The sequence below is a fragment of the Enhydrobacter sp. genome (assembly GCA_025808875.1).
In the GTDB taxonomy this organism is placed as follows: Bacteria; Pseudomonadota; Alphaproteobacteria; order Reyranellales; family Reyranellaceae; genus Reyranella.
Window position 1 is genome coordinate 430,982 of sequence record CP075528.1, and the last position, 20,370, is coordinate 451,351.

A 20,370-nucleotide genomic window follows, 5' to 3' on the forward strand; every position below is an offset into this window, starting at 1 on the left:
AGCTTTCAGTAGGTCGAACCCGACATCTTGGACCTGCCTCGGGTCGTGCGCGCATGGTCGACGGCCCAGGTTAGGTCGGCGAGGTAGTCGCCGACCATGCTCTCGTGGCTCGGGTTGAGATGCATGTGGATGCCCGGCGGCTCGACCTGTCGTCCGATCAGCCAGCCGCGCGTGCCCATTGCGTCCGACACGGCACCGACATCGAGCGCAGGATCCGCCGACCGCGTGACGAAGATCGAGAGCTCGTTCGGCTCCAGGACGGCGAGGCCTGGAATGCGGCCGATGCCGCCGACCAGCGCCTTCTTGTTGTCCATGATCAGGCGGGCGCAGCGCAGGTAGCCTTCGTCGCCGAGATGATGCAGCACCGCCCAGGCCGAGGCGACCGCGCCGCCGGGCCGTGTGCCCTGCATCGTGTAGGCGACATAGGGGCCGCGTTCCCATTCGTTGAAGTCGAAGAGCTGGTGCTTCTCCTTCAGCTCTTTCGAGCGCAGCATCATCAGCGATGCACCCTTGGCGGCCATGCCGTGCTTGTGCAGGTCGGCCGAGATGCTGGTCACGCCGGGAACCGAAAAGTCCCAGTCGGGCACGGCGTGGCCCAGCCGTTTCACATAGGGCGAGAGGAAGCCGCCGACGCAGGCATCGACATGCAGCCACAGACCGCGCGATTCGGCGAGCGCGCCGAGCTCGCGGATCGGGTCGAAGACGCCGTAGGGGTAGCACGGCGCCGATCCGACCAGGCCGATCGTGTTGCCGTCTATCCTGCCGGTCATGGCGCCGACATCGGCCTTGAAGTCGTTGCGCGCGGTCGGCACGCGACGTACTTCGATGCCGAGTGCATGTCCCGCGCGGTTGAAGGCCGGATGCGCGGTGCGGGGCACCACGAGATTCGGCGTGTCGATGCCCTTGGTCGCACGCGCCCAATCGCGCGCCGCCTGTATTGCGAGAAAGATGCTCTCCGAGCCGCCCGACGTGAACGTGCCGGCGGCGCCTTCCGGAGCCTGCATCAGCGACAGGCCGAAATCGACGACCTCGCCCTCGAGCCTGGCGAGGGAAGGAAAGGCCCGTTTGCCGAGGTTGTTCTCGGTCCAGAACATCTGGTAGGCGCGCTTCTGGACGTCCGCCAGCTCGTCGTCGAGATAGTAGTAGTAGACGGCCATCCGACCGTCGCGCCAGGAAAAGTCGCCCTTCTTCGCCTCCTCGAGGCGCGCTTCGATCTCGCTCCAGGCGAGGCCCTTGTCGGGCAGGTTCATCGTTCCTCCCTACGCCACCAGATCGGCGAACTCCTTCAGCATCGCATCATAGACCGCGCGCTTGAACGGTACGATCAGCTCGATGGCTTCGTGCGACGTTGCCCATCGCCAGGTATCGAACTCGCGGTCGTGCGCCTCGATATCGATGTCTGAATCGCGACCGGTGAAGGCGAGCGCGAACCACTTCTGGGCCTGGCCGCGCCAGCGGCCGCCCCAGTGACGGGGCTGCATCTGCGGGGGCACGTCGTAGGTGATCCAACGTCGTGTCTCGCGCAGCAGCAGGGCCTTCGTCGTGCCCACTTCTTCGAGCAACTCGCGGCAGGCGGCCTCGATCGGGCTTTCTCCCTTGTCGACGCCGCCTTGTGGCATCTGCCAGCCATCCGCGACGCCAACGCGCCGTCCGACGAAGATCCGTCGGTCGGCCGCGATCAGCATCAACCCGACGTTGGGCCGATAGCCCTTCGGTACGGGATCGAAGCTCAGTTGGCGCGGCTCGAATAGAGCGAGATGCCGCGGATCAGATCGAGCGCGCGCAGGAGCTGGTAGTCCGCCACCGATTCCTTCGGCGGCTCATCCGGATCGCCGGCCTGCGGAGCCTGCTGGCTGGCACCAGGCGGGCCATCCTTCTTCTCACCCGGCTTGTTCTCGGTCGGCTTGTTCTCGGTTGCCGGCGGCTTCTCGTTCGGATTGGTGATCGACCGGCGCAAATTCTCCTCACGGAAATTCATGCGCTGCTGGATCGTCTCGAGTTTCGCCTGCTCGACCTCGATGTCGGGTTTGATTCCCTCCTTCTGGATCGAGCGGCCGGACGGTGTGAAATAGAGCGCGGTGGTCAGCCGGATCGCACCACCTCCCGTGACCTGCATGATCGTCTGCACCGAGCCCTTGCCGAACGAACGGGTCCCCAGGACGATGGCGCGGCGGTGGTCTTGCAGGGCGCCGGCGACGATCTCGGACGCCGAGGCCGAGCCACCGTTGATCAGCACCACGATCGGCAGACCATTGGTCACGTCGCCTGGCTTGGCGTTCCAGCGCTGCACGTCTTCGCTCTTGCGCGCCTTCACCGAAACGATCTCGCCCTTGTCGAGGAAGGCGTCGGACATGGCGATCGACTGATCGAGCAGTCCGCCCGGATTGTTGCGCAGGTCGAGGACGAAGCCCTTCAGCTTGTTGCCGGCTTCCTTCTTGATCTTCTCCACGGCGTCGAGCACGCCCGACGTGCTCTGCTCGGTGAAGGAGGTGACGCGGATGTAACCGACGTCGCCCTCGAGGCGGAAGCGGACCGAGCGGACCTTGATCGTCTCGCGGGTGATGGTGACGTCGAACGGCTCCTTCTGGGATGCACGGCGGACCGAAATCTTGATCGGCGTGCCGACCTTGCCGCGCATCTTCTCGACGGCCTCCTGCAGGGTCAGGCCCTGCACCGGCTGTCCGTCGAGCGCGAAGATCAGATCGCCTGACTGGATGCCGGCCTTGGCGGCCGGAGTGTCGTCGATCGGCGAGACCACCTTGATGAGGCCGTTCTCCATCGTGACTTCGATGCCGAGGCCGCCGAACTCGCCCTTGGTCTGGACCTGCATGTCCCGGTACGTCTTCGGGTTCATGTAGCTCGAGTGCGGATCGAGCGATGTCAGCATGCCGTTGATGGCGTTCTCCATCAGCGTCTTCTCGTCGACTGGTTCGACATAGTCGCGCCGGATGCGCTCCAGGACGTCACCGAACAGATTGAGCTGATTGTAGAGCTCGCTCTTGTCGCCAGCCGCCTTGGCGTCCTTGCCCCTGTCCTTGTCCTGCGCGACGGCAGGCATGGCCAGGAATGCCACGAGGGCGACGGTCGAAAGGAGGCGCTGACAAATCATGGGAAGGCCTTTGCGGAAAGCCGCCGGGCCGCGACTGGGGCCGGCAACAGGGTGTCGGAACGAGAATACTAGGGCGTATTTGGCGGGATCAAGGCAGTGCCGGCTCACGCGCTCTCACATTTCATGCCGAAGCCGCCGCGGCCACCCTGGGAACTGCAAGAATTGGCGGCCTTTGCGCCTGCGACAGCAGCGAATGCCCCGTCATTTCAGGAGGCTGGGGCACGCCGATCAGGGCCAGCAGGGTGGGCGCCACGTCCGCGAGCTTGCCATCGCCCAGCGACCGTACGGTCGCCGGCGCATTGAAGAGCAGGGCCGGCACGCGGTTGAGGGTGTGCTGGGTGTGCTTCTGGTGCGTGGTGTCGTCGAACATCTGCTCGGCATTGCCGTGGTCGGCGGTGACCAGCATCGCGCCGCCGGCCTTTTCCACCGCTTCCATGATACGGCCCAGACAGGCATCGACGGCTTCGGCGGCTTTGACCGCGGCGGCAAATTCACCCGAATGCCCGACCTGGTCGGTGTTGGCGTAGTTGACGACGATGAGGTCGTATCGATCCGAGCCGATCGCCTCGACCAGCTTGTCCGTCACTTCGCCGGCGCTCATTTCCGGCTGGAGATCGTAGGTCTTGACCTTGGGCGAGGGCACGAGGATGCGATCCTCGCCGTCGAACTGCCGCTCCTCGCCGCCATTGAAGAAGAACGTCACGTGCGCATACTTCTCGGTCTCGGCAATGCGCAATTGCTTCAACCCCGCCTTGGAGACGGTTTCGCCGAGGCCCATCCTGATGGCTTCCGGCGGAAACAGCGTCTCGAGGAAGCCGTTCAGAGCGGCCGAATACTCGGCCATGCCGACGGCAGCGGCGAACCTGACGAGCCGCGAACGCTTGAAACCGTCGAACATCGGGTCGAGCAGCGCCGTCAGGATCTGCCGGGCGCGGTCTGCGCGATAGTTGAACATCAGGATGCCGTCGCCGTCCGTCATTCCGGCGTACCCCTGGATCACCGTCGGCAGAACGAACTCGTCGTCCTGACCAGCGGCATAGCCGGCCTCCACGGCCGCCTTCGCGGTGTCGACGACCGGTCCCTTGGCATCGACCATCGCCTCGTAAGCGAGGGTGACGCGTTCCCATCGCTTGTCGCGGTCCATGGGGTAAAAGCGACCGGCGACGGTGGCGAACCGGATCGGCAGTCCCTGGGTCAGGCCAGCCGATACCTGGTCGAGGCATTCGAGGGCGCTGCGGGGCGGCATGTCGCGCCCGTCGAGGAAGGCGTGAATCCAGACCGGCACGCCGGCACCGGCGATCAGGTTCGCCAGCACCACCAGATGATCCTGATGGGCGTGCACGCCGCCCGGTGAGGCGAGGCCCATGAGATGGCAGGCGCCGCCGCTCTTCTTCAGGGCGGTGACGAGCTCCTGCAAGTGCCGGTTCGTGGCGAGAGAGCCGTCGGCAATGGCATTGTCGATCCGGGGCAGGTCGGGCACCGCGACGCGCCCGGCGCCGAGATTCATGTGACCGACCTCGGAATTGCCCATTTGGCCCTTGGGCAGGCCGACGAACGTCTCCGAAGCGTCGATCAGGCCTTGTGGGCAGGTCGCGACCAGGCGGTCGTAGTTCGGCGTGTGCGCCTGCTGGATCGCGTTGTAGCGCGGCTCGGGGCGGTGTCCCCAGCCGTCGAGGATGCAGAGAACGGCGGGGCGTGGACGAGCGGCGGCCATCAGGACGGCACGGGCGGGCGGGGCCCGGTGGGACGTTCCACCGAGTTGAACTTGTTCGGGCAACTCAGGTCGCGCGGGTCGGTGTTTGGATCCTGGTCGGGCACCTCGATGGCGCAGAACACGAACTCGCCGCGCGGCTCGCCGTCGATGGTGATGTCGTAGGTATAGGTGCCCGGCGGGTCGCCGGGGATGATGCACCAGGACCGCTGCAGGATGCCGTTCTGCACCACTTCGCGCATGCGCGTGGTCGCGCGCGTCTTGTCGGCGTTCACCTCGGTCTCGGGGCCGGCGATGACCTGCTCCGCCGGCTGGGAGGTCGTCAGCACCTCGACCAGGGAAACGATGCGGTCGGGCCCGCCGAGATACATGCGCCAGCCGAAGCAGGCACGATTGAACAGCAGGGGAATGGCGTTCGTCTCGTAGTGGCGCTGGCGGCCATCGTCTCCGGTGATCGACACATAGGGAATGGACCGCATCCGCTTGGGCGCCGGCTTGTCGCCGGACACGGTCTGGGCCGTGGCCGTCGCGGCGGCAAAGGCGAGGACGAACAGGACGGCCAAAAGCCGCGAGACAGGCAGGCGCATGGCGTCAATGTAGTCCCGCTTTTGGGTCAGAACAGGGGCAAAAAAGCGCGCTTTTCCCAGCATTTCAGGCCCGGTGGTAGGGGTGGCCGGCCAGCAGTTGCTGGGCCCGGTAGATCTGCTCGGCCAGCATCGCACGGGCCAGCAGATGGGGCCACGTCATTGCCCCGAACGACAGCACCAGGTCGGCCTGTTTCAGCAAGGCCTCGCCGTGGCCATCGGCGCCGCCGATGAGAAAGACGATGTCGGCGATCGCGTCATCCTGCCAACGGCCGAGCCGCTCGGCGAAGGCCTGGCTGTCGAGCGTCTTGCCGCGACGATCCAGCGCCACCCGCGTCGCCTTGGCGGGCCCGGTCGCCAGCAGAAGCTCGCCTTCCCGTTCGATCAGGGCCGGCGGCGGAAGCTTCCTCTTCTCCTCCAGTTCGCGCAGGGCGAGCGGCCAGCGGATGCGATTGGCGTAGTGCTCGTAGAGGGCGCGCTCGGGGCCGCGGCCGGCGCGCCCGATCGTGGCGATGGTGAGCTTCACTGCGCTCGTTTGCGACGTGCCCGCGCCTTCGGCTTCGCGGCCGCTTCGGTCTCCATCGCCCACATCTTCTCGAGCGCGTAGAAGGCGCGTGGCTCGGGCCGGAACACATGCACGATGACATCGCCGCCATCGACCAGCACCCAGTCGCCGCCCTGCCTTCCCTCCACTGGGACGTATCCGTGGCCGGCCTGCTTCAGCCGCTCGGCCAGATGATCGGCAATAGCGACGACCTGCCGGTTCGAGCGTCCCGACGCGACGACCATGTAGTCGGCAAAGCTCGACTTGCCCTTGAGGTCGATGACGATGATGTCCTCGGCCTTGTCGTCTTCCAGGGAGCGCCGCACCAGGTCGAGCTGGCTTTCGGCAGGCTTGCTTCTGTCGCGAAGCGGCGGGCTGCGGTCGGGGATGGTCTGTCCTCTGGTTGAAGGTCGTTGGGAACGCGGGCGCACGGCGCGGATGTCCGTCGCCGAACGACGGTCGAGTCGACTGGGAATAAAGCACCAGGCGGGCGGTCCGCAAGCCGGCAGCCGGCGCGCGTCCGACGCCTTCAGGCGATAACGCGCGAAGGTACGCGGGGCTGCGGCGTTCAGGGCGGCATGGCTCCAGCCGGGCCGCGCGAAGGCGGCCAGGGGAATGGCGGCGAACAGCTCGCGCCAGCCTTCCCACCGCTCGAGTTGCGGCAGGATGTCGGCACCCATCAGCCAGACGAACCGGGCATCGGGATAGGCGTGTTGCAGGGCGCGCACCGTATCGAGCGTGAAGCGCGTGTCTAGCACGAGCTCGGGCGCCTCGACCCGAATGCGCGGATGACGGGCGAGTTGCTTGGCGCGGGCCAGCCTGGCGGCCAGCGGCTCCATGTCCGAATCGCCCTTGAGCGGGTTCTGCGGCGAAACGAGCCACCACACCTCGTCGAGCCCGAGGTGTCGCAGCGCTTCCAGGCTGATATGGCGATGCCCTTCGTGCGCCGGGTTGAAGGAGCCGCCCAACAGCCCGATGCGCCGCCGCACACCGCTCGGCACGCCGGGCATCGGATGCCGTGCCGAGATCACGCCGCGGGGCTCATGGACGCAGGGTGCCCTTGCCGCGCACGATGTTCTTGTAGGTGGTGAGTTCGACCAGGCCGACCGGACCGCGCGCGTGCATGCGGTTGGTCGAGATGCCGATCTCCGCCCCCAATCCGAACTCGCCCCCATCGGCGAACTGCGTGCTGGCGTTGTGCATGACGATGGCGCTGTCGACTTCGCCGAGGAAGCGGTCGGCGGTCGCCTGGTTGCCGGTCACGATCGATTCGGTGTGCTGGCTGCCGTAGGTGGCGATGTGCCGGATGGCGCCTTCGACGCCGTCGACCGTCGCGACGGAGATGATCGGTTCGAGGTACTCCGTGCGCCAGTCCTTGTCCGTGGCGGGCTTGGCCCTCGGATCGCGCTTCCGCACCTCGGCGTCGCCGCGCACCTCGCAGCCCAGCTCGTGCAGCCGGTCGAGCACCGGCCCGAGGTGCGTGTCGAGCGCGGCGCGGTCGATCAGCAGCGTCTCGGCCGCGCCGCAGACGCTGACGCGGCGCATCTTGGCGTTGGCCACGATGTCGCGGGCCATCCCCACATCGGCGTCGCGGTCGACATAGACATGGCAGATGCCGTCGTAGTGTCGCAGCACCGGCACGCGGCTTTCCTCGGTGACGCGGTCGATCAGCGAGCGTCCCCCGCGCGGCACGATGAGGTCGAGCCAGTCGGTGGCGCGCAGCATTTCGCCGACCGCGGCGCGGTCGGTCGTCGGCACGAGCTGCACGCAGTCCTCGGGCAGGCCGTTGCCGGCCAGCGCCCGGCGCAGCAGCTCGACGATCGCTCGGGAGGAGTGGAAGCTGTCGGAGCCGCCGCGCAGCACGACCACGTTTCCCGACTTGATGCAGAGTGAGCCCGCGTCGGCCGTGACGTTGGGGCGCGCCTCGTAGATCACCCCGATGATGCCGATCGGCACGCGCACGCGGCTGATCGCCAGGCCGTTGGGGCGCTGCCACTCCTCGATCGTGGCGCCGACGGGGTCGGGCAGGGCGACGATGTCGTCGAGCCCCTTGGCCATGGCCTCGACCCGCGCATCGTTCAGCAGCAGGCGATCCTGCAGGGCGCCGCTCATGCCGGCGACTTTCGCCGCCGCGATGTCGCGCGCATTGGCGGCGAGGATCGCTTCCCTGTCGCGCCGGATCAGGCCGGCGGCCTCGGCGAGCGCGGCATTCTTGATTGCGGTCGGGGCGATGCGCAGCGCCGCAGCCGCCGCCTTGGCGCGGCGGCCCAGTTCGGCCACGATCGCGGCGGTGTCCTCCGCCGGCTTGGTCTGCGCGTTCATGCCGGCACCATTATAGTCATTCGACGACGAGGTCGTCGCGGTGGACCATCTCGTCCCGGCCCCGGAAACCCAGCAACTTCTCGATCTCTGCGCTCTTGCGGCCGGCAATGCGGCGGGCGTCCTCGGCGGCATAGGCGACCAGGCCGCGTGCCAGCAGTCGGCCGGCACGGTCCTTGACGTCGACGACGTCGCCACGCCGGAAGTCACCCTCGATGGCGGTGACTCCCGCCGGCAGGAGGCTCTTGCCGGCGGCCAGCGCGCGGCCGGCGCCGTCGTCGACGGTCAATGCGCCGGCGGCCTTGAGCGAACCCTTGATCCATTTCTTACGCGCCGACAGCGGCGAGGCCCCATTCTCGTAGTCTGGCAGGAACCAGCTGCACCTGGCCTTGCCGTCGATCAGGGCGCCCAGCGCCCCGACACTCCGGCCGTCGGCGATCGCCATGCGGCAGCCGGCGGCCATGGCGATGCGGCCGGCCATCATCTTGGTGACCATGCCGCCGTTGCTGAGGTTCGAGGCGGCGGCGCCGGCCATCGCCTCGATCTCCGGCGTGATTTCGCGAATCTCGGGAATGAATTTCGCCGATGCGTCGCTGCGCGGGTCGCCGGTGTAGAGGCCGTCGATGTCGGACAGCAGCACCAGCGTGTCGGCCGAGATCATCTCGGCGACGCGCGCGCCCAGCCGATCGTTGTCGCCGAAGCGGATCTCGTCGGTCGCGACCGTGTCGTTCTCGTTGATCACCGGGACGGCCTTGAGCCCCAGCAAGGTATTCATGGTCTGGCGCGCATTGAGGTAGCGGCGGCGCTCCTCGGAATCGTCGAGCGTCAGCAGCACCTGCGCCACCGTGATGCCGTGGGCGGCGAGCGCGTCGCGGTAGGCGTGCGCGAGCTGGATCTGGCCGGTGGCCGCGGCGGCCTGGCTTTCCTCGAGCTTGAGCACGCCCGGTGCGAGCCCGAGCAGAGTGCGGCCGAGCCGGATGGCTCCCGACGAGACCAGCACGATCTCGCAGCCTTGTCGGTGCAGGCGTGCCGCGTCGCGCGCCAGCGCCTCGAGCCAGTCGCGCCGGATCTCGCCTCTGCCTTCGTCGACCAGGATCGAGGAGCCGATCTTGACGACCAGGCGGCGGGAGCCGGCGAGCGGGCTCATGCCGCTTTCTCGAGTTGCCTGTCGACGAGCTTCATCAGCTCGTGCAGCAGGGGTTGAACGCCACGGCCCGACACGCCGGAAATGACGTGCACCGTCTTGCGGCTCGCCCGGGCGAGCTGGGCGTGACGGGTCTCGATGTCGGCGTCGGTCATGGCATCGGTCTTGTTGAGCGCCACGATCTCCTTCTTGCGCGCCAGGGTGGGGCTGTAGGCCTTCAGCTCCGCCCGGACCGTCCGGTAGGCGGCGGCGACGTCGTCTTGCGTGCCGTCGACCAGGTGCAGGAGGGCGCGGCAGCGCTCGACATGGCCGAGGAAGCGCGTGCCGAGGCCGGCGCCTTCGTGCGCGCCCTCGATCAGGCCGGGAATATCGGCCATCACGAACTCCCGGTTGCCCACCTTCACGACGCCGAGGCCGGGATGGAGGGTGGTGAAGGGATAGTCGGCGATCTTGGGGCGCGCGTTCGAGGTGGCCGACAGGAACGTCGACTTGCCGGCATTGGGCAACCCGACCAGTCCGATATCGGCGATCAGCTTGAGCCGGAGCCAGATCCAGCGCTCCTCGCCCGGCCAGCCCTTGTCGGCGCGCCGGGGGGCGCGGTTGGTCGAACTCTTGTAGTGCAGGTTGCCGTAGCCGCCGTCGCCGCCCTTTGCGAGCACGACGCGCTGGCCGACCGCGGTCAGGTCGACCAGCAGCGTCTCGTTGTCCTCGGCGAAGATCTGGGTGCCGCGCGGCAGGCGCAGCACGATGTCCTTGCCGCTGGCGCCGGTGCGCTGGCTGCCCATGCCGTGGTGGCCGGTCTCGGCCTTGAAGTGCTGGGCGTAGCGATAGTCGATCAGCGTGTTCAGGCCGTCGACGCACTCGGCGACCACGTCGCCGCCCTTGCCGCCGTCGCCGCCGTCGGGGCCGCCGAACTCGATGAACTTCTCGCGGCGAAAGCCCACGCATCCGGCGCCGCCGTTGCCGGAGCGGATGAAGACTTTGGCCTGGTCGAGGAACTTCATGGTCGGGGTCCAGAAACGAAAAAGGGGAACGGCGAGCCGCTCCCCTTCGTCAATCTAGTCGGATGGGAACGGCTATTCGGCAGCCATCTTGGACGGGTTCTGCGCCGGCGCCGGCCGCACGTTCACCTCGACCTTGCCGCCCGAGCGGGTCCGGAACGACACCACGCCGTCGGCCGTCGCGAACAGCGTGTGGTCGCGGCCAATGCCGACATTGGTGCCCGCGTCCATCTTGGTGCCGCGCTGACGGACCAGGATGTTGCCGGCGAGCACCTTCTGGCCGCCGAAGCGCTTGACGCCGAGTCGCTTGCTCTCCGAATCGCGGCCGTTACGTGACGAGCCGCCTGCTTTCTTGTGTGCCATCTGTCTGCTCCCGCCGCGCGTTCAGGCGACGATCTGTTCGATCTTGACCACCGTCAGATCCTGACGATGGCCGTTCTTGCGCCGTGAATTCTGACGACGACGCTTCTTGAAGACGATCAGGTGCGGGCCGCGCGCCTGCTCGACGATCGAGCCCACCACCCTGGCGCCCGCGACCGTCGGGGTTCCGACCTTGTCGCCGGCCATCAACACGTCGGTGAACTCGACCTTCGCGCCGGCCTCGCCCTCGATCCGCTCGATCGTGAGGGTGTCCTCGGCGGCGACGGTGTACTGCTTTCCACCCGTGCGGATTACGGCGATCATGATGCACCCAAAGCGCGAAATAGCACGGCGGGCCAAAGGGTCCCGCCGGAAGAGCGCGGAATATACGCACGGCCCCGTTCGAGTCAACGCAAACAAGGCCTTGCCGCGTCCGATAGGTCGACAGGGTGGCCGCGCGCCAGGCGGGTTGCCCGGCTTTGGCCGCCCCCCTATAAGGGCGGCCCCCGGAGAGGTGCCAGAGTGGTCGATTGGGACGGTCTCGAAAACCGTTGTGCGTGCAAGCGTACCGTGGGTTCGAATCCCACCCTCTCCGCCAGAGACCGCTCGAACCGACGGCAGTTGCTCTAATAGTCGTTATACTTCAGAGACTTGACGTCTGTCCGCCGGTTCGACCCGGGTACTGTTGATACCAAAATCAGGTTCTAAAACCCCGGCGTCTGGCGTATATCCGCGTCGTTAGTGCAGGGACTTTGGGGGTCCGGCACGGCGAGATTGGGTTGGGAAGGTGGGCGATGCGACACATTCTGGTCGGGACGACGATGCTGGTCTTCGCGCTCATGGTGACCTTCGGTGCCGCGAGCGTGCTGCAGTTCAACGCCATCGCGCACGCCAACAAGTCGGCCGAGCCGTTCGTCATCGAGGCCGCGACGGAGCCGATGAAGCCCGCGCGCGAGCGCGCCGCGCCGACCCTGCGCAGCCGCGATCACGTCCAGTTCGTGCGCGTATCGGGCTAGCCTGCCCGAAAGGGACGTCGTTCCTGGGCGCTTCGAGCGACGGTTCGAAGCGCCTTTTCATTGGGCCGCGACGCCGGCCGTCCGATGTGTGATAGCGTTCGGCCGAAGGAGACCTTCGATGAGTGTTGCCGTGGCTGCCCCTCGCCGGCTTGGCGCGAGCCCGCTGAGCGTGTTCCCGCTCGGCCTCGGCTGCATGTCGCTCTCGGGAGCCTACGGCAAGAGCGACGATGCGGAGGCGATACGCGTCATCCACCACGCGCTCGACCGTGGCATCGATTTCCTCGACAGCTCCGACATGTACGGCTGGGGTCACAACGAAACCCTGCTCGGCAAGGCTTTGGCCGGCGGGCGGCGCGATCGCGTGGTGCTCGCCACCAAGTTCGGCCAGACGCAGCTGCCCGGCGGCGGCAACGGCGTCGATGGCAGTCCGACCCATGTCCGGTCGGCCTGCGATGCCAGCCTGAAGCGGCTGGGAGTCGACGTCATCGACCTCTACTACCAGCATCGCGTCGACCCCAAGGTGCCGATCGAGGAGACGGTCGGAGCCATGGCGGGTTTGATCGCGGCGGGCAAGGTCCGGGCGATCGGCCTCAGCGAGGCGAAGCCCGAAACCATCCGTCGGGCCCACAAGGTCCATCCGATCGCGGCCGTGCAGAGCGAATATTCGCTGCTGTACCGGTCGCACGCCGAGGAGACGCTGCGCACCACGCGCGAGCTCGGCATCGCGTTCGTCGCCTACTCGCCGCTCGGCCGCAGCCTGTTGACCGGCGCGGTCCGCCAGACGGCGGATATCCCCGAGGGCGACGGCCGCGGGCGGCATCCACGCTTCTCGCCCGACAATCTCGCCCACAATCTCGGCCTCGTCGCCGCGGTCGAGGCGATGGCGCGAACCAAGGGCTGCACGCCGGGACAGATCGCGCTGGCCTGGCTGCTGGCACAGGGCGACGACATCGTGCCCATTCCTGGCACCAAGCGGGCCGAGCGGATCGACGAGAATCTCGGCGCGCTGCGGATCCGGCTGTCGGCGCCGGAGGTCGGACAGCTGTCCGCAGCACTGCCGCCGGGCGCCGCCGCCGGCACGCGCTACGCCGAGCCGCTGATGAAGGCCGTCTACCTCTAAGGGGCCGCCGGGGAGCGTGCTCAGCCGCCGCGACCGGCATTCGACGTCAGATGCTCGATCATGCGGTGGGCGATTTCGCGCTCGCCCTGGATGACCAGCCTGGCGCCGAGCGAGCTCAAATGCTCTGCGGTGGGCCGCGAATGCGCGCGCGCCAGGATTTCGAGGCTGGGGTTGGCGGCGCGCGCCTGCGCGACCACCTGTCCGGCCTCGAACGCCTCGGGAATGGTGATGATCAGGCGCCGCGCAGCGGTCAGGTTGGTGGCCGCCAGCACCGCCGGATCGGCGGCATTGCCGGAGATGACCTCGGCGCCGTCGCTCCGTGCCTGCTCGATGGCCTGCTCGTTGCTCTCGACCACGATCAGCTTGCCGTCTCCGCCCGCGAGCGCCGCACCGACCAGTGAGCCGACCCGTCCATAGCCGATCAGCACGTCGTGGCCCGTCTTGGCGCTCGGAACGGGTGCTTCCTTCTTCGCCGCCCTGTCCTCGATCAGGGTGAACAGGAGCGGGTTGATCATCATGGAGACGATGGCGCCGGCGACGACGAGGTCCTGCGCCTGGGGCGAGACGAGCTTCAGTCCAAAGCCGAGGCCGATCAGGATGAAGGAGAACTCGCCGATCTGCGCCAGGCTGGCCGAGATGGTCAGTGCCGTCCGGTTGGGATGGCCGAAGGCGCGCACGATCAGGAAGGCGGCGGCGGACTTGCCGATCACGATGATGGCCACCGTCGCCAGCACCGCCAACGGCTCGTCGAGGAAGACCGAGGGGTTGAGCAGCATGCCGACCGAGACGAAGAAGAGCACGGCGAACGCGTCGCGCAGCGGCAGCGATTCCTCGGTGGCCTGGTGGCTGAGGTCGCTTTCGCGCATCACCATGCCGGCGAAGAACGCCCCGAGGGCGAACGATACGTCGAACATCTTGGCGGCGCCGAAGGCCACGCCCAGCGCGATCGCATAGACGGCGAGGCGGAAGAGCTCGCGCGATCCGGTGTGCGCGGTGTAGTGCATCAGCCAAGGGATCAGTCGCCGCCCCACCAGGAGCATGACGGCGACGAAGATCGACACCTTCGCCACTGTGATCAGCACGGAGAACAGGATGCGGGTGGCGGGTACGTCCGAGCCGGCGCCCGATGTCGCCAGCGCCGGCAGCAGGACCAGCGCCAGCACCATGACGAGATCCTCGACCACCAGCCATCCGACGGCAATACGGCCGCGATCGGTGTCGAGAATGTGCCGGTCTTGCAGGGTTCGAACCATCACGACCGTGCTGGCGACCGAAAGCGCGAGGCCGAGCACCATGCCGGCGGCCAGGCTCCAACCCATGGCCAGCGCCAGCAGGACGCCCATCCCCGTCGCCACGGCGATCTGTCCGATCGCGCCCGGTATGGCGATGCGCGCCACGCTCATCAGGTCCTTGAGCGAAAAATGCAGGCCGACGCCGAACATCAGCAGGATGATGCCGATCTCGGCCAGTTCGGTGGCCAGGCTCTGGTCCGCCACGAACCCCGGCGTGTGCGGCCCTACGAGGACGCCGGCCAGCAGATAGCCGACCAGCGGCTGCAGCCGCAGCCGATGGGCGACGAGCCCAAAGACGTAGGCGAGCATCAGGCCGACGGCGATGGTGGCGATGAGCGGGGTATGGTGCGGCAGCATTTCCATCCCCTTTTACGCGGTCAACGAGGGAGTTGAAGAGACATATTCACGTCATTCCGACATCCCGCCCGCTCGCGGCCATCCGCCAAAGGCCGTCAGGCCAGCTCCTTCATCACCGCCCACAGTTCGGACTTGCGTTCGAAGCCGATGCCCGGCGCATCGGGCATCTGCACGCGGCTGTCGACCACCGGGCAGTCGTCGGCGAAGCCGCCGAATGGCGCGAACACCTGCGGGTAGGATTCGTTGCCGCCGCATTGCAGGCCGACGGCGATGTTGAGGGCGAACTGGTGGCCGCCGTGCGGCACGCAGCGTCGCGGCGACCAGCCGTTGGCCCGGAGCATGTCGAGCGTGCGCAGATACTCGACCAGACCGTAGGACAGCGCGGGATCGAACTGCAGGATGTCGCGGTCGGGACGCAGCCCGCCATGGCGGATCAGGTTGCGCGCATCCTGCATGGAGAACAGGTTCTCGCCGGTAGCGAGCGGCGGGGCGTATTGCGTCGCGAGCGCGGCGTGCGCGAGATAGTCGAGCGGGTCGAGTGGCTCCTCGTACCAGCGCAACCCCATGGCCTCGATCGCCTTGCCGAAAGCGATGGCGGTCGGCAGGTCGAACTTGCCGTTGACGTCGACCGCCAGTCGTTCGCCCGATCCGACGATCTTCAGCACCGCCTCGATGCGGCGCAGATCATCGGCGAGCGGTACGCCGCCGACCTTGATCTTCACGCATGAATAGCCGAGGTCGAGATAGTGACGCATCTCGTCCTGCAGCTCGTCGAGATCCTTGCCGGGATAGTAGTAGCCGCCGGCGGCATAGACCCAGGCCGCATCGTCGTGCTTGCCGCCATTGTAGCGGTCGGCCAGCAGTTTCCAGAGCGGCACGCGCCTCGCCTTGGCGACGGCATCCCACAGCGCCATGTCGAGCACGCCGACGGCGACCGACCGCTCGCCGTGTCCGCCCGGCTTCTCGTTGGCCATCATCGCCGACCAGCATTTCGCCGGATCGAGCAGGCCTTCGGCGTCGACCACCGAATCGGCCTTGGCCTTGCGAAGCCGCGGGATAAAGCGCTCGCCCAGCAGGCCGTGCTGGGCGTAGCGGCCGTTCGAGTTGAAGCCGTAGCCGATCACCGGCTTGCCCTCGACCTCGACGTCGGTCACGACCGCCACGACCGAGGCGGTCATCTGGCTGAAATCGATGTAGGCGTTGGCGATGTTGGACTTTATGGGCGAGACGGTGTCGCGGATTTCGACGATGCGCATGGACGAACTCCCTCAGGCCGCGGCGGGCCGGCGCGACTGGCGGCTGAGCAGCCACCAGGCGATGGCGGCGTTCAGCACGTTCCAGGCAATACCATTGATGAAGGCGGCACGGTACGAGCCGGTCATGTCGAACAGCACGCCGCCCATCCAGCCGCCGAGCGCCATGCCGACGATGGTCGAGGAGATGGCGAGCCCGACCCGGCTTGCCGCTTCGCGCGGCGGGAAGTATTCGCGCACGATGATGGCATAGGACGGCACGATGCCGCCCTGGAACAGGCCGAACAGCGCCGAGGCGACGTAGAGCGACGCGAGTGAATCGTCGACGAGGTAGAAGACCAGCGCCAGGCACTGCAAGGTCGAGCCGATCAGCAGGGTCATGACGCCGCCCACCCGGTCGGCGAGCCAACCCGAAGCGATGCGGCTCACGATGCCGAAGCCCAGCATCAATGACAGCATCTCCGCGCCACGCGCCACGCCATAGCCGAGATCGGCGCAGTAGGCGACGATGTGGACCTGCGGCATCGACATGGCGACGCAGCAGGAGATGCCGGCCACGATCAGCAGCGCCTGCAGGGCGTTGGGAGACAGGCCGAGACTGGCGAGCGACTGGCGCGCCACGGCGCTCGCGCCGGCCTCGGCATGGTCGGGCGCGCGGCGCTTCAGCATCAGGGCGAGCGGCACCATCGTCACCAGGCAGAAGGCGGCAATGGCGAGATAGGTCGCACGCCAGCCGTGATCGCGGACCAGCAGCTCGACGATCGGCGGCCAGACCGCGCCGGCGATGTAGTTGCCGGAGGCGGCGATGGCGACGGCGACGCCGCGGCGCTTCTCGAACCAGTGGGAGATGTCGGCGACGAGGGGGGCGAAGGTCGCCGCCGCGCTGAAGCCGATCAGTACCTGGGCGGCCGCGAACAGCATCAGCATCGATGTCGTGGGCGCCAGCGCGAAGCCCGTCGCGATGCCGATGGCGCTCAGGATCGACACCGGCACGATGCCGCGGCGATCGACCAGCGGGCCGATGGCCACGCCGCCGGCGAAGAAGCCCAGCATGTTCATCGAATAGGCGAGCGAGATGTCGGCGCGGCTCACGCCGAGGTCGGCTTGCACGGATGGAAGCGCCACGGGCAAGCACCACATGCCGATGCCGCCCATGGTGCTGAGCGAGACGCTGGCGGCGAGCCGCCGCCAAGCATAGGGGGAGTCGATGAGCGTTGCCATGCCGGATCAGACGAAAACCCTGCGCCGCATCTGACGGAACAGCAGCATCCAGATCATGACGCCGTTGAGCACGTTCCAGGCGAAGGCGTTGACGAAGGAGGCGCGGTAGGAGCCGGTGAGGTCGACCAGCGCGCCGCCCATCCAGCCGCCGAGCGCCATGCCGACGATGGTAGCGGACACGGCGATGCCCATGCGCGCACCGGCTTCCTGCGGCGGGAAGTATTCGCGCACGATCACGCCGTAGGACGGGATGATGCCGCCCTGGACGAGGCCGAACAGGGCCGACACCAGATAGAGCGCGAGCAGCGTGTCGGAGACGAGGTAGGCGAGCAGTGCAATCGCCTGCAGGGTCGATCCGAGCAGCAAGGTCCTGATGCCGCCGAGACGGTCGGCGAGCCAGCCCGAGGCGACGCGACTGACGATGCCGCCGGCGGTCATCAGCGACAGCAGCTCGGCGCCGCGCGCCGTGCCGTAGCCGAGATCGGCGCAGTAGGCGACGATGTGCGCCTGCGGCAGGGCCATGGCGACGCAGCAGCCGACCCCGGCGATCGCCAGCCAGATCTGCAGGCCGTTCGGCGACAGGCCGAGCGAGCGGGCGGAGTAGGGCGCTGGCGGCGGTCCGCCCCCGCCGGCATGAACCGGCGCCCGCGGCCGCAGGACGACGCAGCACGGGACCATGCCGACCAGGCAAATGACAGCCACCGCGAGATAGGCCGTGCGCCAGTCGTGCTCGCGCATGATCACGTCGATCACCTTGGGCCATAGCGTGCCGGCGAGATAGTTGCCCGAGGCGCAGATCGCCATGGCGAGCCCCCGCCTCTTGTCGAACCAGTGCGAAATGTCGGCGACCAGCGGAATGAAGCTCGCCGCGGCGCCGACGCCGATCAGCGCGCCCTGCATGGCGGCAAACAGCCAGAGGCTCGTGCTCAGCGCCGCCGCGACATAGCCCACGACCAGCAGCAGCGAGGCCAGCAGGACTGTGACGAAGGCGCCGCGCGTGTCGATCAGTCGCCCGACCAGCATGGTGCCGACGCCGAAGCCCAGCATGGTTGTGGTGTAGGAGAGGGAAACGTCGGCGCGCGTGGCGCCGAACTCGACCTCGACGGCAGGCAGCACCACCGAGATGCTCCACATGCCGACGCCGCCCAACGTGCCAAGCACCGCGCTGGCGGCCAGGCGCCACCAGGCGTACCGCGACTCGACTCCGAGCATGGATCAGCCGCCGGCGACGCCTTGAGTGTTGACGTAGAGGGCGTAGAGCGAGTGGCTGGCGGCCATGAACAGCCGGTTGCGGTAGCGCCCGCCGAAGCAGACGTTGGCGCAGCGCTCGGGCAGGCTGACGTGGCCGATGGGCTTGCCTTCCGGATCGAACACCCTCACTCCGTCGAGTTCGTCGGAACCCATGCCCCAGCCGCACCACAGGTTGCCGTCGACATCGACGCGGAAGCCATCGGGCGAGCCGCCCGGCCCGGCATCGATCAGCACCTTGCCCTTGCCGAGTTTCGTGCCGCCATCGAGCACGTCGTAGGACAGGATCTGGCGATGCGGCTCGGCGCGCGAGGCCACGACGTAGAGTTTCTTCTCGTCGGGCGAGAAGGCCAGTCCGTTGGGACCGGGAATGTCGTCCGTCATGACAGCGAGCTTGCCGGTCTGCGGATCGAGCCGATAGACGGCGGGCTTGTTCTCGCTCTCCGCCTTGTGGCCCTCGTAGAAGCCCAGGATGCCGAACAGCGGATCGCTGAACCATATCGAGTGATCGGACTTCACGACGACGTCGTTGGGCGAATTGAGCGGCCTGCCATTGTAGGAGTCGGCGAGCACGGTGATGGAACCGTCATACTCGGTGCGCACCACCCGGCGCGCGTCGTGCTCGCAGCCAATCAAGCGGCCGTGTCGGTCGCGCGTATGGCCATTGGCGTTGTTCGACGGCTTGCGGAACACCGAAACAACGCCGGTCTCCTCGTCCCAGCGCAGGATGCGGTTGTTGGGAATGTCGCTCCACAGCACGTAGCGGCCGTCGCCGAAATAGACCGGCCCCTCCGACCAGCGGCAGCCGGTATGGAGCCGCTCGACCGACGCCAGCGGCAGCCGGTACTTGTTGAAGGCGGGATCGAGCACGCGCACCGCCGGATCGGGGTAGCGCTCATTCGGTTGCCACATCTCGGTTTCCTCGGGTTCTCGTTCTTGTCAGGAGGCGGTCACTTTGCGGAACACTTCGATGAACCGCTCGACATCCTCTTCGTCATTATACACGTGCGGGCTGATGCGCAGGCGACCGAGCCGCGGTGCGGCATAGACCTGCTCCGCGGCGAGGCGCTTGGGCAGATCCTCGGGCATGCCCTTGGGGAAGGCGAGGCAGAGAACGTGCGGAGCGCGGACGCGCTTGTCGAGCGTGCGCACGCCGAGATTGCCGAGTCCCTCGGCCAGCCGGTCGGTCAGCATGGCGAGGCGGGCGACGATCGGATCGTTTCCCCAGGCCGCCATCATCTCCATGCCGATGGATGCCATCTCGAGCGAAATGAAATGATCGCGCTCGCCCATGTCGTAGCGCCGGGCGTCGTCGCGATAGGAGATGTCCCGGAAATAGACCGTGTCCTCGGCCGAGACCGCCTTGCGGGCAGGCGCGGTCTGCTCCAGCGGTACGCCGTTCTGCCAGCGTTTGGCGACGTACATGAAGGCCCTGCCGTAAGGACCGAGCACCCATTTGTAGGTCGGGAAGATGAGGAAGTCCGGATCGAGGGTCTTCACGTCGATGCGCCGTACGCCCGCATCGTGCGTGGCGTCGACCAACAAAGCGGCGCCCGTCCTCTTCGCCAGCTCGGCGATGCGCGTCATGTCGACGGCGCCGCCATCGGACCAGTGCACCGACGAAATGGAGACCAGCGCCAACGGCGCGGCGCCCGGCCGGTCGATCGCCTCGAGAACCGCCGAAGTCCAGTCGCCGTCGCTCGGCTGGGGCACCGTGTGCACGGTAAAGCCGCCCGTCTCCGAGCGGCTGACCCATTCGAGCACCGGCGAGGTGTGGTCGTTCTCGAGCACGACGACCCGGCTGCCGCGCGCGATCGGCAGGACTTTGCCGGCCGTCGACACGCCGTAGCCGACCGAGGGGATCAGGGCCACATCGTTCGGATCGGCACCGATCAGCGCCGCGGCGGCCTTGCGCGCCCGCTCGTACTGGCTCGACTGGAAGTCGGCCGGGAGCTTCCAGGGCTGGCCCTTGCGGGCCACCGCAGCGCGACCGGCCTCCTGGGAGGCGATCGGCAGCGGGCTCCAGGCCGCGGCATTGAGGAAGCAGACATCGCGTGGAATGTCGAACTGGGCACGTTGGCTGGGCAGCAT

Annotated in this window: 20 protein-coding genes, 1 tRNA gene and 1 pseudogene; 3 read left to right on the forward strand and 19 right to left on the reverse strand. The window is 67.5% G+C overall.

Features of this window, described 5'->3' with window-relative positions; all coding sequences use genetic code 11:
* Positions 1-5 precede the first annotated feature (5 nt).
* The 13 genes and pseudogenes from KIT25_02065 to rplU form a co-directional block, all read right to left on the reverse strand.
* Positions 6-1,250, reverse strand: a complete 1,245-nt coding sequence (locus tag KIT25_02065) for an aspartate aminotransferase family protein (protein UYN95760.1) — start codon at positions 1,248-1,250, stop codon at positions 6-8.
* Between the two features lie 9 nt (positions 1,251-1,259).
* On the reverse strand, positions 1,260-1,685 hold the full coding sequence (locus KIT25_02070) for an RNA pyrophosphohydrolase (GenBank protein UYN95761.1): 426 nt from the start codon (positions 1,683-1,685) through the stop codon (positions 1,260-1,262).
* Positions 1,686-1,729: 44 nt separating this feature from the next.
* The gene (locus KIT25_02075; protein ID UYN95762.1) at positions 1,730-3,109 is read right to left on the reverse strand and encodes a S41 family peptidase; all 1,380 of its coding nucleotides are present in this window, start codon (positions 3,107-3,109) and stop codon (positions 1,730-1,732) included.
* Positions 3,110-3,230: 121 nt separating this feature from the next.
* Positions 3,231-4,823 (reverse strand): 2,3-bisphosphoglycerate-independent phosphoglycerate mutase, encoded by a 1,593-nt coding sequence (gene gpmI, locus KIT25_02080; protein UYN95763.1) that lies wholly within the window; start codon positions 4,821-4,823, stop codon positions 3,231-3,233.
* Positions 4,823-5,407 (reverse strand): hypothetical protein, encoded by a 585-nt coding sequence (locus KIT25_02085; GenBank protein UYN95764.1) that lies wholly within the window; start codon positions 5,405-5,407, stop codon positions 4,823-4,825. The genes gpmI and KIT25_02085 overlap by 1 nt, the downstream gene beginning before the upstream one ends.
* A gap of 64 nt (positions 5,408-5,471) precedes the next feature.
* The gene (gene rlmH, locus KIT25_02090; GenBank protein ID UYN95765.1) at positions 5,472-5,930 is read right to left on the reverse strand and encodes a 23S rRNA (pseudouridine(1915)-N(3))-methyltransferase RlmH; all 459 of its coding nucleotides are present in this window, start codon (positions 5,928-5,930) and stop codon (positions 5,472-5,474) included.
* A complete protein-coding gene (gene rsfS, locus KIT25_02095; protein UYN97793.1) occupies positions 5,927-6,337 on the reverse strand; it encodes a ribosome silencing factor in 411 nt (136 codons plus the stop codon). Before rsfS ends, rlmH begins: the two co-directional genes overlap by 4 nt.
* Before the next feature lie 45 nt (positions 6,338-6,382).
* Positions 6,383-6,958, reverse strand: a pseudogene (locus tag KIT25_02100) (nicotinate-nucleotide adenylyltransferase).
* A 31-nt stretch (positions 6,959-6,989) separates the two neighbouring features.
* Positions 6,990-8,270, reverse strand: coding sequence for a glutamate-5-semialdehyde dehydrogenase (locus KIT25_02105; GenBank protein ID UYN95766.1), 1,281 nt, complete (start codon positions 8,268-8,270; stop codon positions 6,990-6,992).
* Between the two features lie 16 nt (positions 8,271-8,286).
* A complete protein-coding gene (locus tag KIT25_02110) occupies positions 8,287-9,414 on the reverse strand; it encodes a glutamate 5-kinase (GenBank protein ID UYN95767.1) in 1,128 nt (375 codons plus the stop codon).
* Complete coding sequence (gene obgE / locus KIT25_02115; protein ID UYN95768.1) at positions 9,411-10,415, reverse strand: GTPase ObgE; 1,005 nt, start codon at positions 10,413-10,415, stop codon at positions 9,411-9,413. Before obgE ends, KIT25_02110 begins: the two co-directional genes overlap by 4 nt.
* Positions 10,416-10,487: 72 nt before the next feature.
* Positions 10,488-10,775, reverse strand: coding sequence for a 50S ribosomal protein L27 (gene rpmA / locus KIT25_02120; protein UYN95769.1), 288 nt, complete (start codon positions 10,773-10,775; stop codon positions 10,488-10,490).
* A 21-nt stretch (positions 10,776-10,796) separates the two neighbouring features.
* On the reverse strand, positions 10,797-11,096 hold the full coding sequence (gene rplU, locus KIT25_02125) for a 50S ribosomal protein L21 (GenBank protein UYN95770.1): 300 nt from the start codon (positions 11,094-11,096) through the stop codon (positions 10,797-10,799).
* Positions 11,097-11,280: 184 nt separating this feature from the next.
* On the opposite strand from rplU, the gene KIT25_02130 reads away from it, so the two are divergent.
* From KIT25_02130 to KIT25_02140, 3 genes are all read left to right on the forward strand, one after another.
* Positions 11,281-11,370, forward strand: a tRNA-Ser gene (locus KIT25_02130).
* Positions 11,371-11,566: 196 nt separating this feature from the next.
* Positions 11,567-11,788 (forward strand): hypothetical protein, encoded by a 222-nt coding sequence (locus KIT25_02135; protein ID UYN95771.1) that lies wholly within the window; start codon positions 11,567-11,569, stop codon positions 11,786-11,788.
* A 118-nt stretch (positions 11,789-11,906) separates the two neighbouring features.
* Complete coding sequence (locus KIT25_02140) at positions 11,907-12,908, forward strand: aldo/keto reductase (GenBank protein ID UYN95772.1); 1,002 nt, start codon at positions 11,907-11,909, stop codon at positions 12,906-12,908.
* A gap of 20 nt (positions 12,909-12,928) precedes the next feature.
* Here KIT25_02140 and KIT25_02145 read toward each other — a convergent pair whose 3' ends face one another.
* The 6 genes from KIT25_02145 to KIT25_02170 form a co-directional block, all read right to left on the reverse strand.
* Positions 12,929-14,554 carry a Kef family K(+) transporter gene (locus tag KIT25_02145; protein UYN97794.1) on the reverse strand — a complete coding sequence of 542 codons (1,626 nt, stop codon included), beginning with the start codon at positions 14,552-14,554 and terminating at the stop codon, positions 12,929-12,931.
* A gap of 98 nt (positions 14,555-14,652) precedes the next feature.
* On the reverse strand, positions 14,653-15,813 hold the full coding sequence (locus KIT25_02150) for a mandelate racemase/muconate lactonizing enzyme family protein (protein UYN95773.1): 1,161 nt from the start codon (positions 15,811-15,813) through the stop codon (positions 14,653-14,655).
* Between the two features lie 12 nt (positions 15,814-15,825).
* The gene (locus tag KIT25_02155; GenBank protein ID UYN95774.1) at positions 15,826-17,031 is read right to left on the reverse strand and encodes an MFS transporter; all 1,206 of its coding nucleotides are present in this window, start codon (positions 17,029-17,031) and stop codon (positions 15,826-15,828) included.
* Positions 17,032-17,037: 6 nt separating this feature from the next.
* Positions 17,038-18,243 carry an MFS transporter gene (locus KIT25_02160; GenBank protein UYN95775.1) on the reverse strand — a complete coding sequence of 402 codons (1,206 nt, stop codon included), beginning with the start codon at positions 18,241-18,243 and terminating at the stop codon, positions 17,038-17,040.
* 3 nt (positions 18,244-18,246) lie between these two features.
* On the reverse strand, positions 18,247-19,191 hold the full coding sequence (locus KIT25_02165) for an SMP-30/gluconolactonase/LRE family protein (GenBank protein ID UYN95776.1): 945 nt from the start codon (positions 19,189-19,191) through the stop codon (positions 18,247-18,249).
* A gap of 27 nt (positions 19,192-19,218) precedes the next feature.
* Positions 19,219-20,370, reverse strand: a complete 1,152-nt coding sequence (locus KIT25_02170; protein UYN95777.1) for an aminotransferase class V-fold PLP-dependent enzyme — start codon at positions 20,368-20,370, stop codon at positions 19,219-19,221.

Coding starts and splice junctions, on each gene's coding strand:
- KIT25_02065 (UYN95760.1), bottom strand. CDS start 1,250: ATGAACCTGCCCGACAAGGGCCTCGCCTGGAGCGAGATCGAAGCGCGC.
- KIT25_02070 (UYN95761.1), bottom strand. CDS start 1,685: ATGCTGATCGCGGCCGACCGACGGATCTTCGTCGGACGGCGCGTTGGC.
- KIT25_02075 (UYN95762.1), bottom strand. CDS start 3,109: ATGATTTGTCAGCGCCTCCTTTCGACCGTCGCCCTCGTGGCATTCCTG.
- gpmI (UYN95763.1), bottom strand. CDS start 4,823: ATGGCCGCCGCTCGTCCACGCCCCGCCGTTCTCTGCATCCTCGACGGC.
- KIT25_02085 (UYN95764.1), bottom strand. CDS start 5,407: ATGCGCCTGCCTGTCTCGCGGCTTTTGGCCGTCCTGTTCGTCCTCGCC.
- KIT25_02105 (UYN95766.1), bottom strand. CDS start 8,270: ATGAACGCGCAGACCAAGCCGGCGGAGGACACCGCCGCGATCGTGGCC.
- KIT25_02110 (UYN95767.1), bottom strand. CDS start 9,414: ATGAGCCCGCTCGCCGGCTCCCGCCGCCTGGTCGTCAAGATCGGCTCC.
- obgE (UYN95768.1), bottom strand. CDS start 10,415: ATGAAGTTCCTCGACCAGGCCAAAGTCTTCATCCGCTCCGGCAACGGC.
- rpmA (UYN95769.1), bottom strand. CDS start 10,775: ATGGCACACAAGAAAGCAGGCGGCTCGTCACGTAACGGCCGCGATTCG.
- rplU (UYN95770.1), bottom strand. CDS start 11,096: ATGATCGCCGTAATCCGCACGGGTGGAAAGCAGTACACCGTCGCCGCC.
- KIT25_02135 (UYN95771.1), top strand. CDS start 11,567: ATGCGACACATTCTGGTCGGGACGACGATGCTGGTCTTCGCGCTCATG.
- KIT25_02140 (UYN95772.1), top strand. CDS start 11,907: ATGAGTGTTGCCGTGGCTGCCCCTCGCCGGCTTGGCGCGAGCCCGCTG.
- KIT25_02150 (UYN95773.1), bottom strand. CDS start 15,813: ATGCGCATCGTCGAAATCCGCGACACCGTCTCGCCCATAAAGTCCAAC.
- KIT25_02155 (UYN95774.1), bottom strand. CDS start 17,031: ATGGCAACGCTCATCGACTCCCCCTATGCTTGGCGGCGGCTCGCCGCC.
- KIT25_02160 (UYN95775.1), bottom strand. CDS start 18,243: ATGCTCGGAGTCGAGTCGCGGTACGCCTGGTGGCGCCTGGCCGCCAGC.
- KIT25_02165 (UYN95776.1), bottom strand. CDS start 19,191: ATGTGGCAACCGAATGAGCGCTACCCCGATCCGGCGGTGCGCGTGCTC.
- KIT25_02170 (UYN95777.1), bottom strand. CDS start 20,370: ATGCTGCCCAGCCAACGTGCCCAGTTCGACATTCCACGCGATGTCTGC.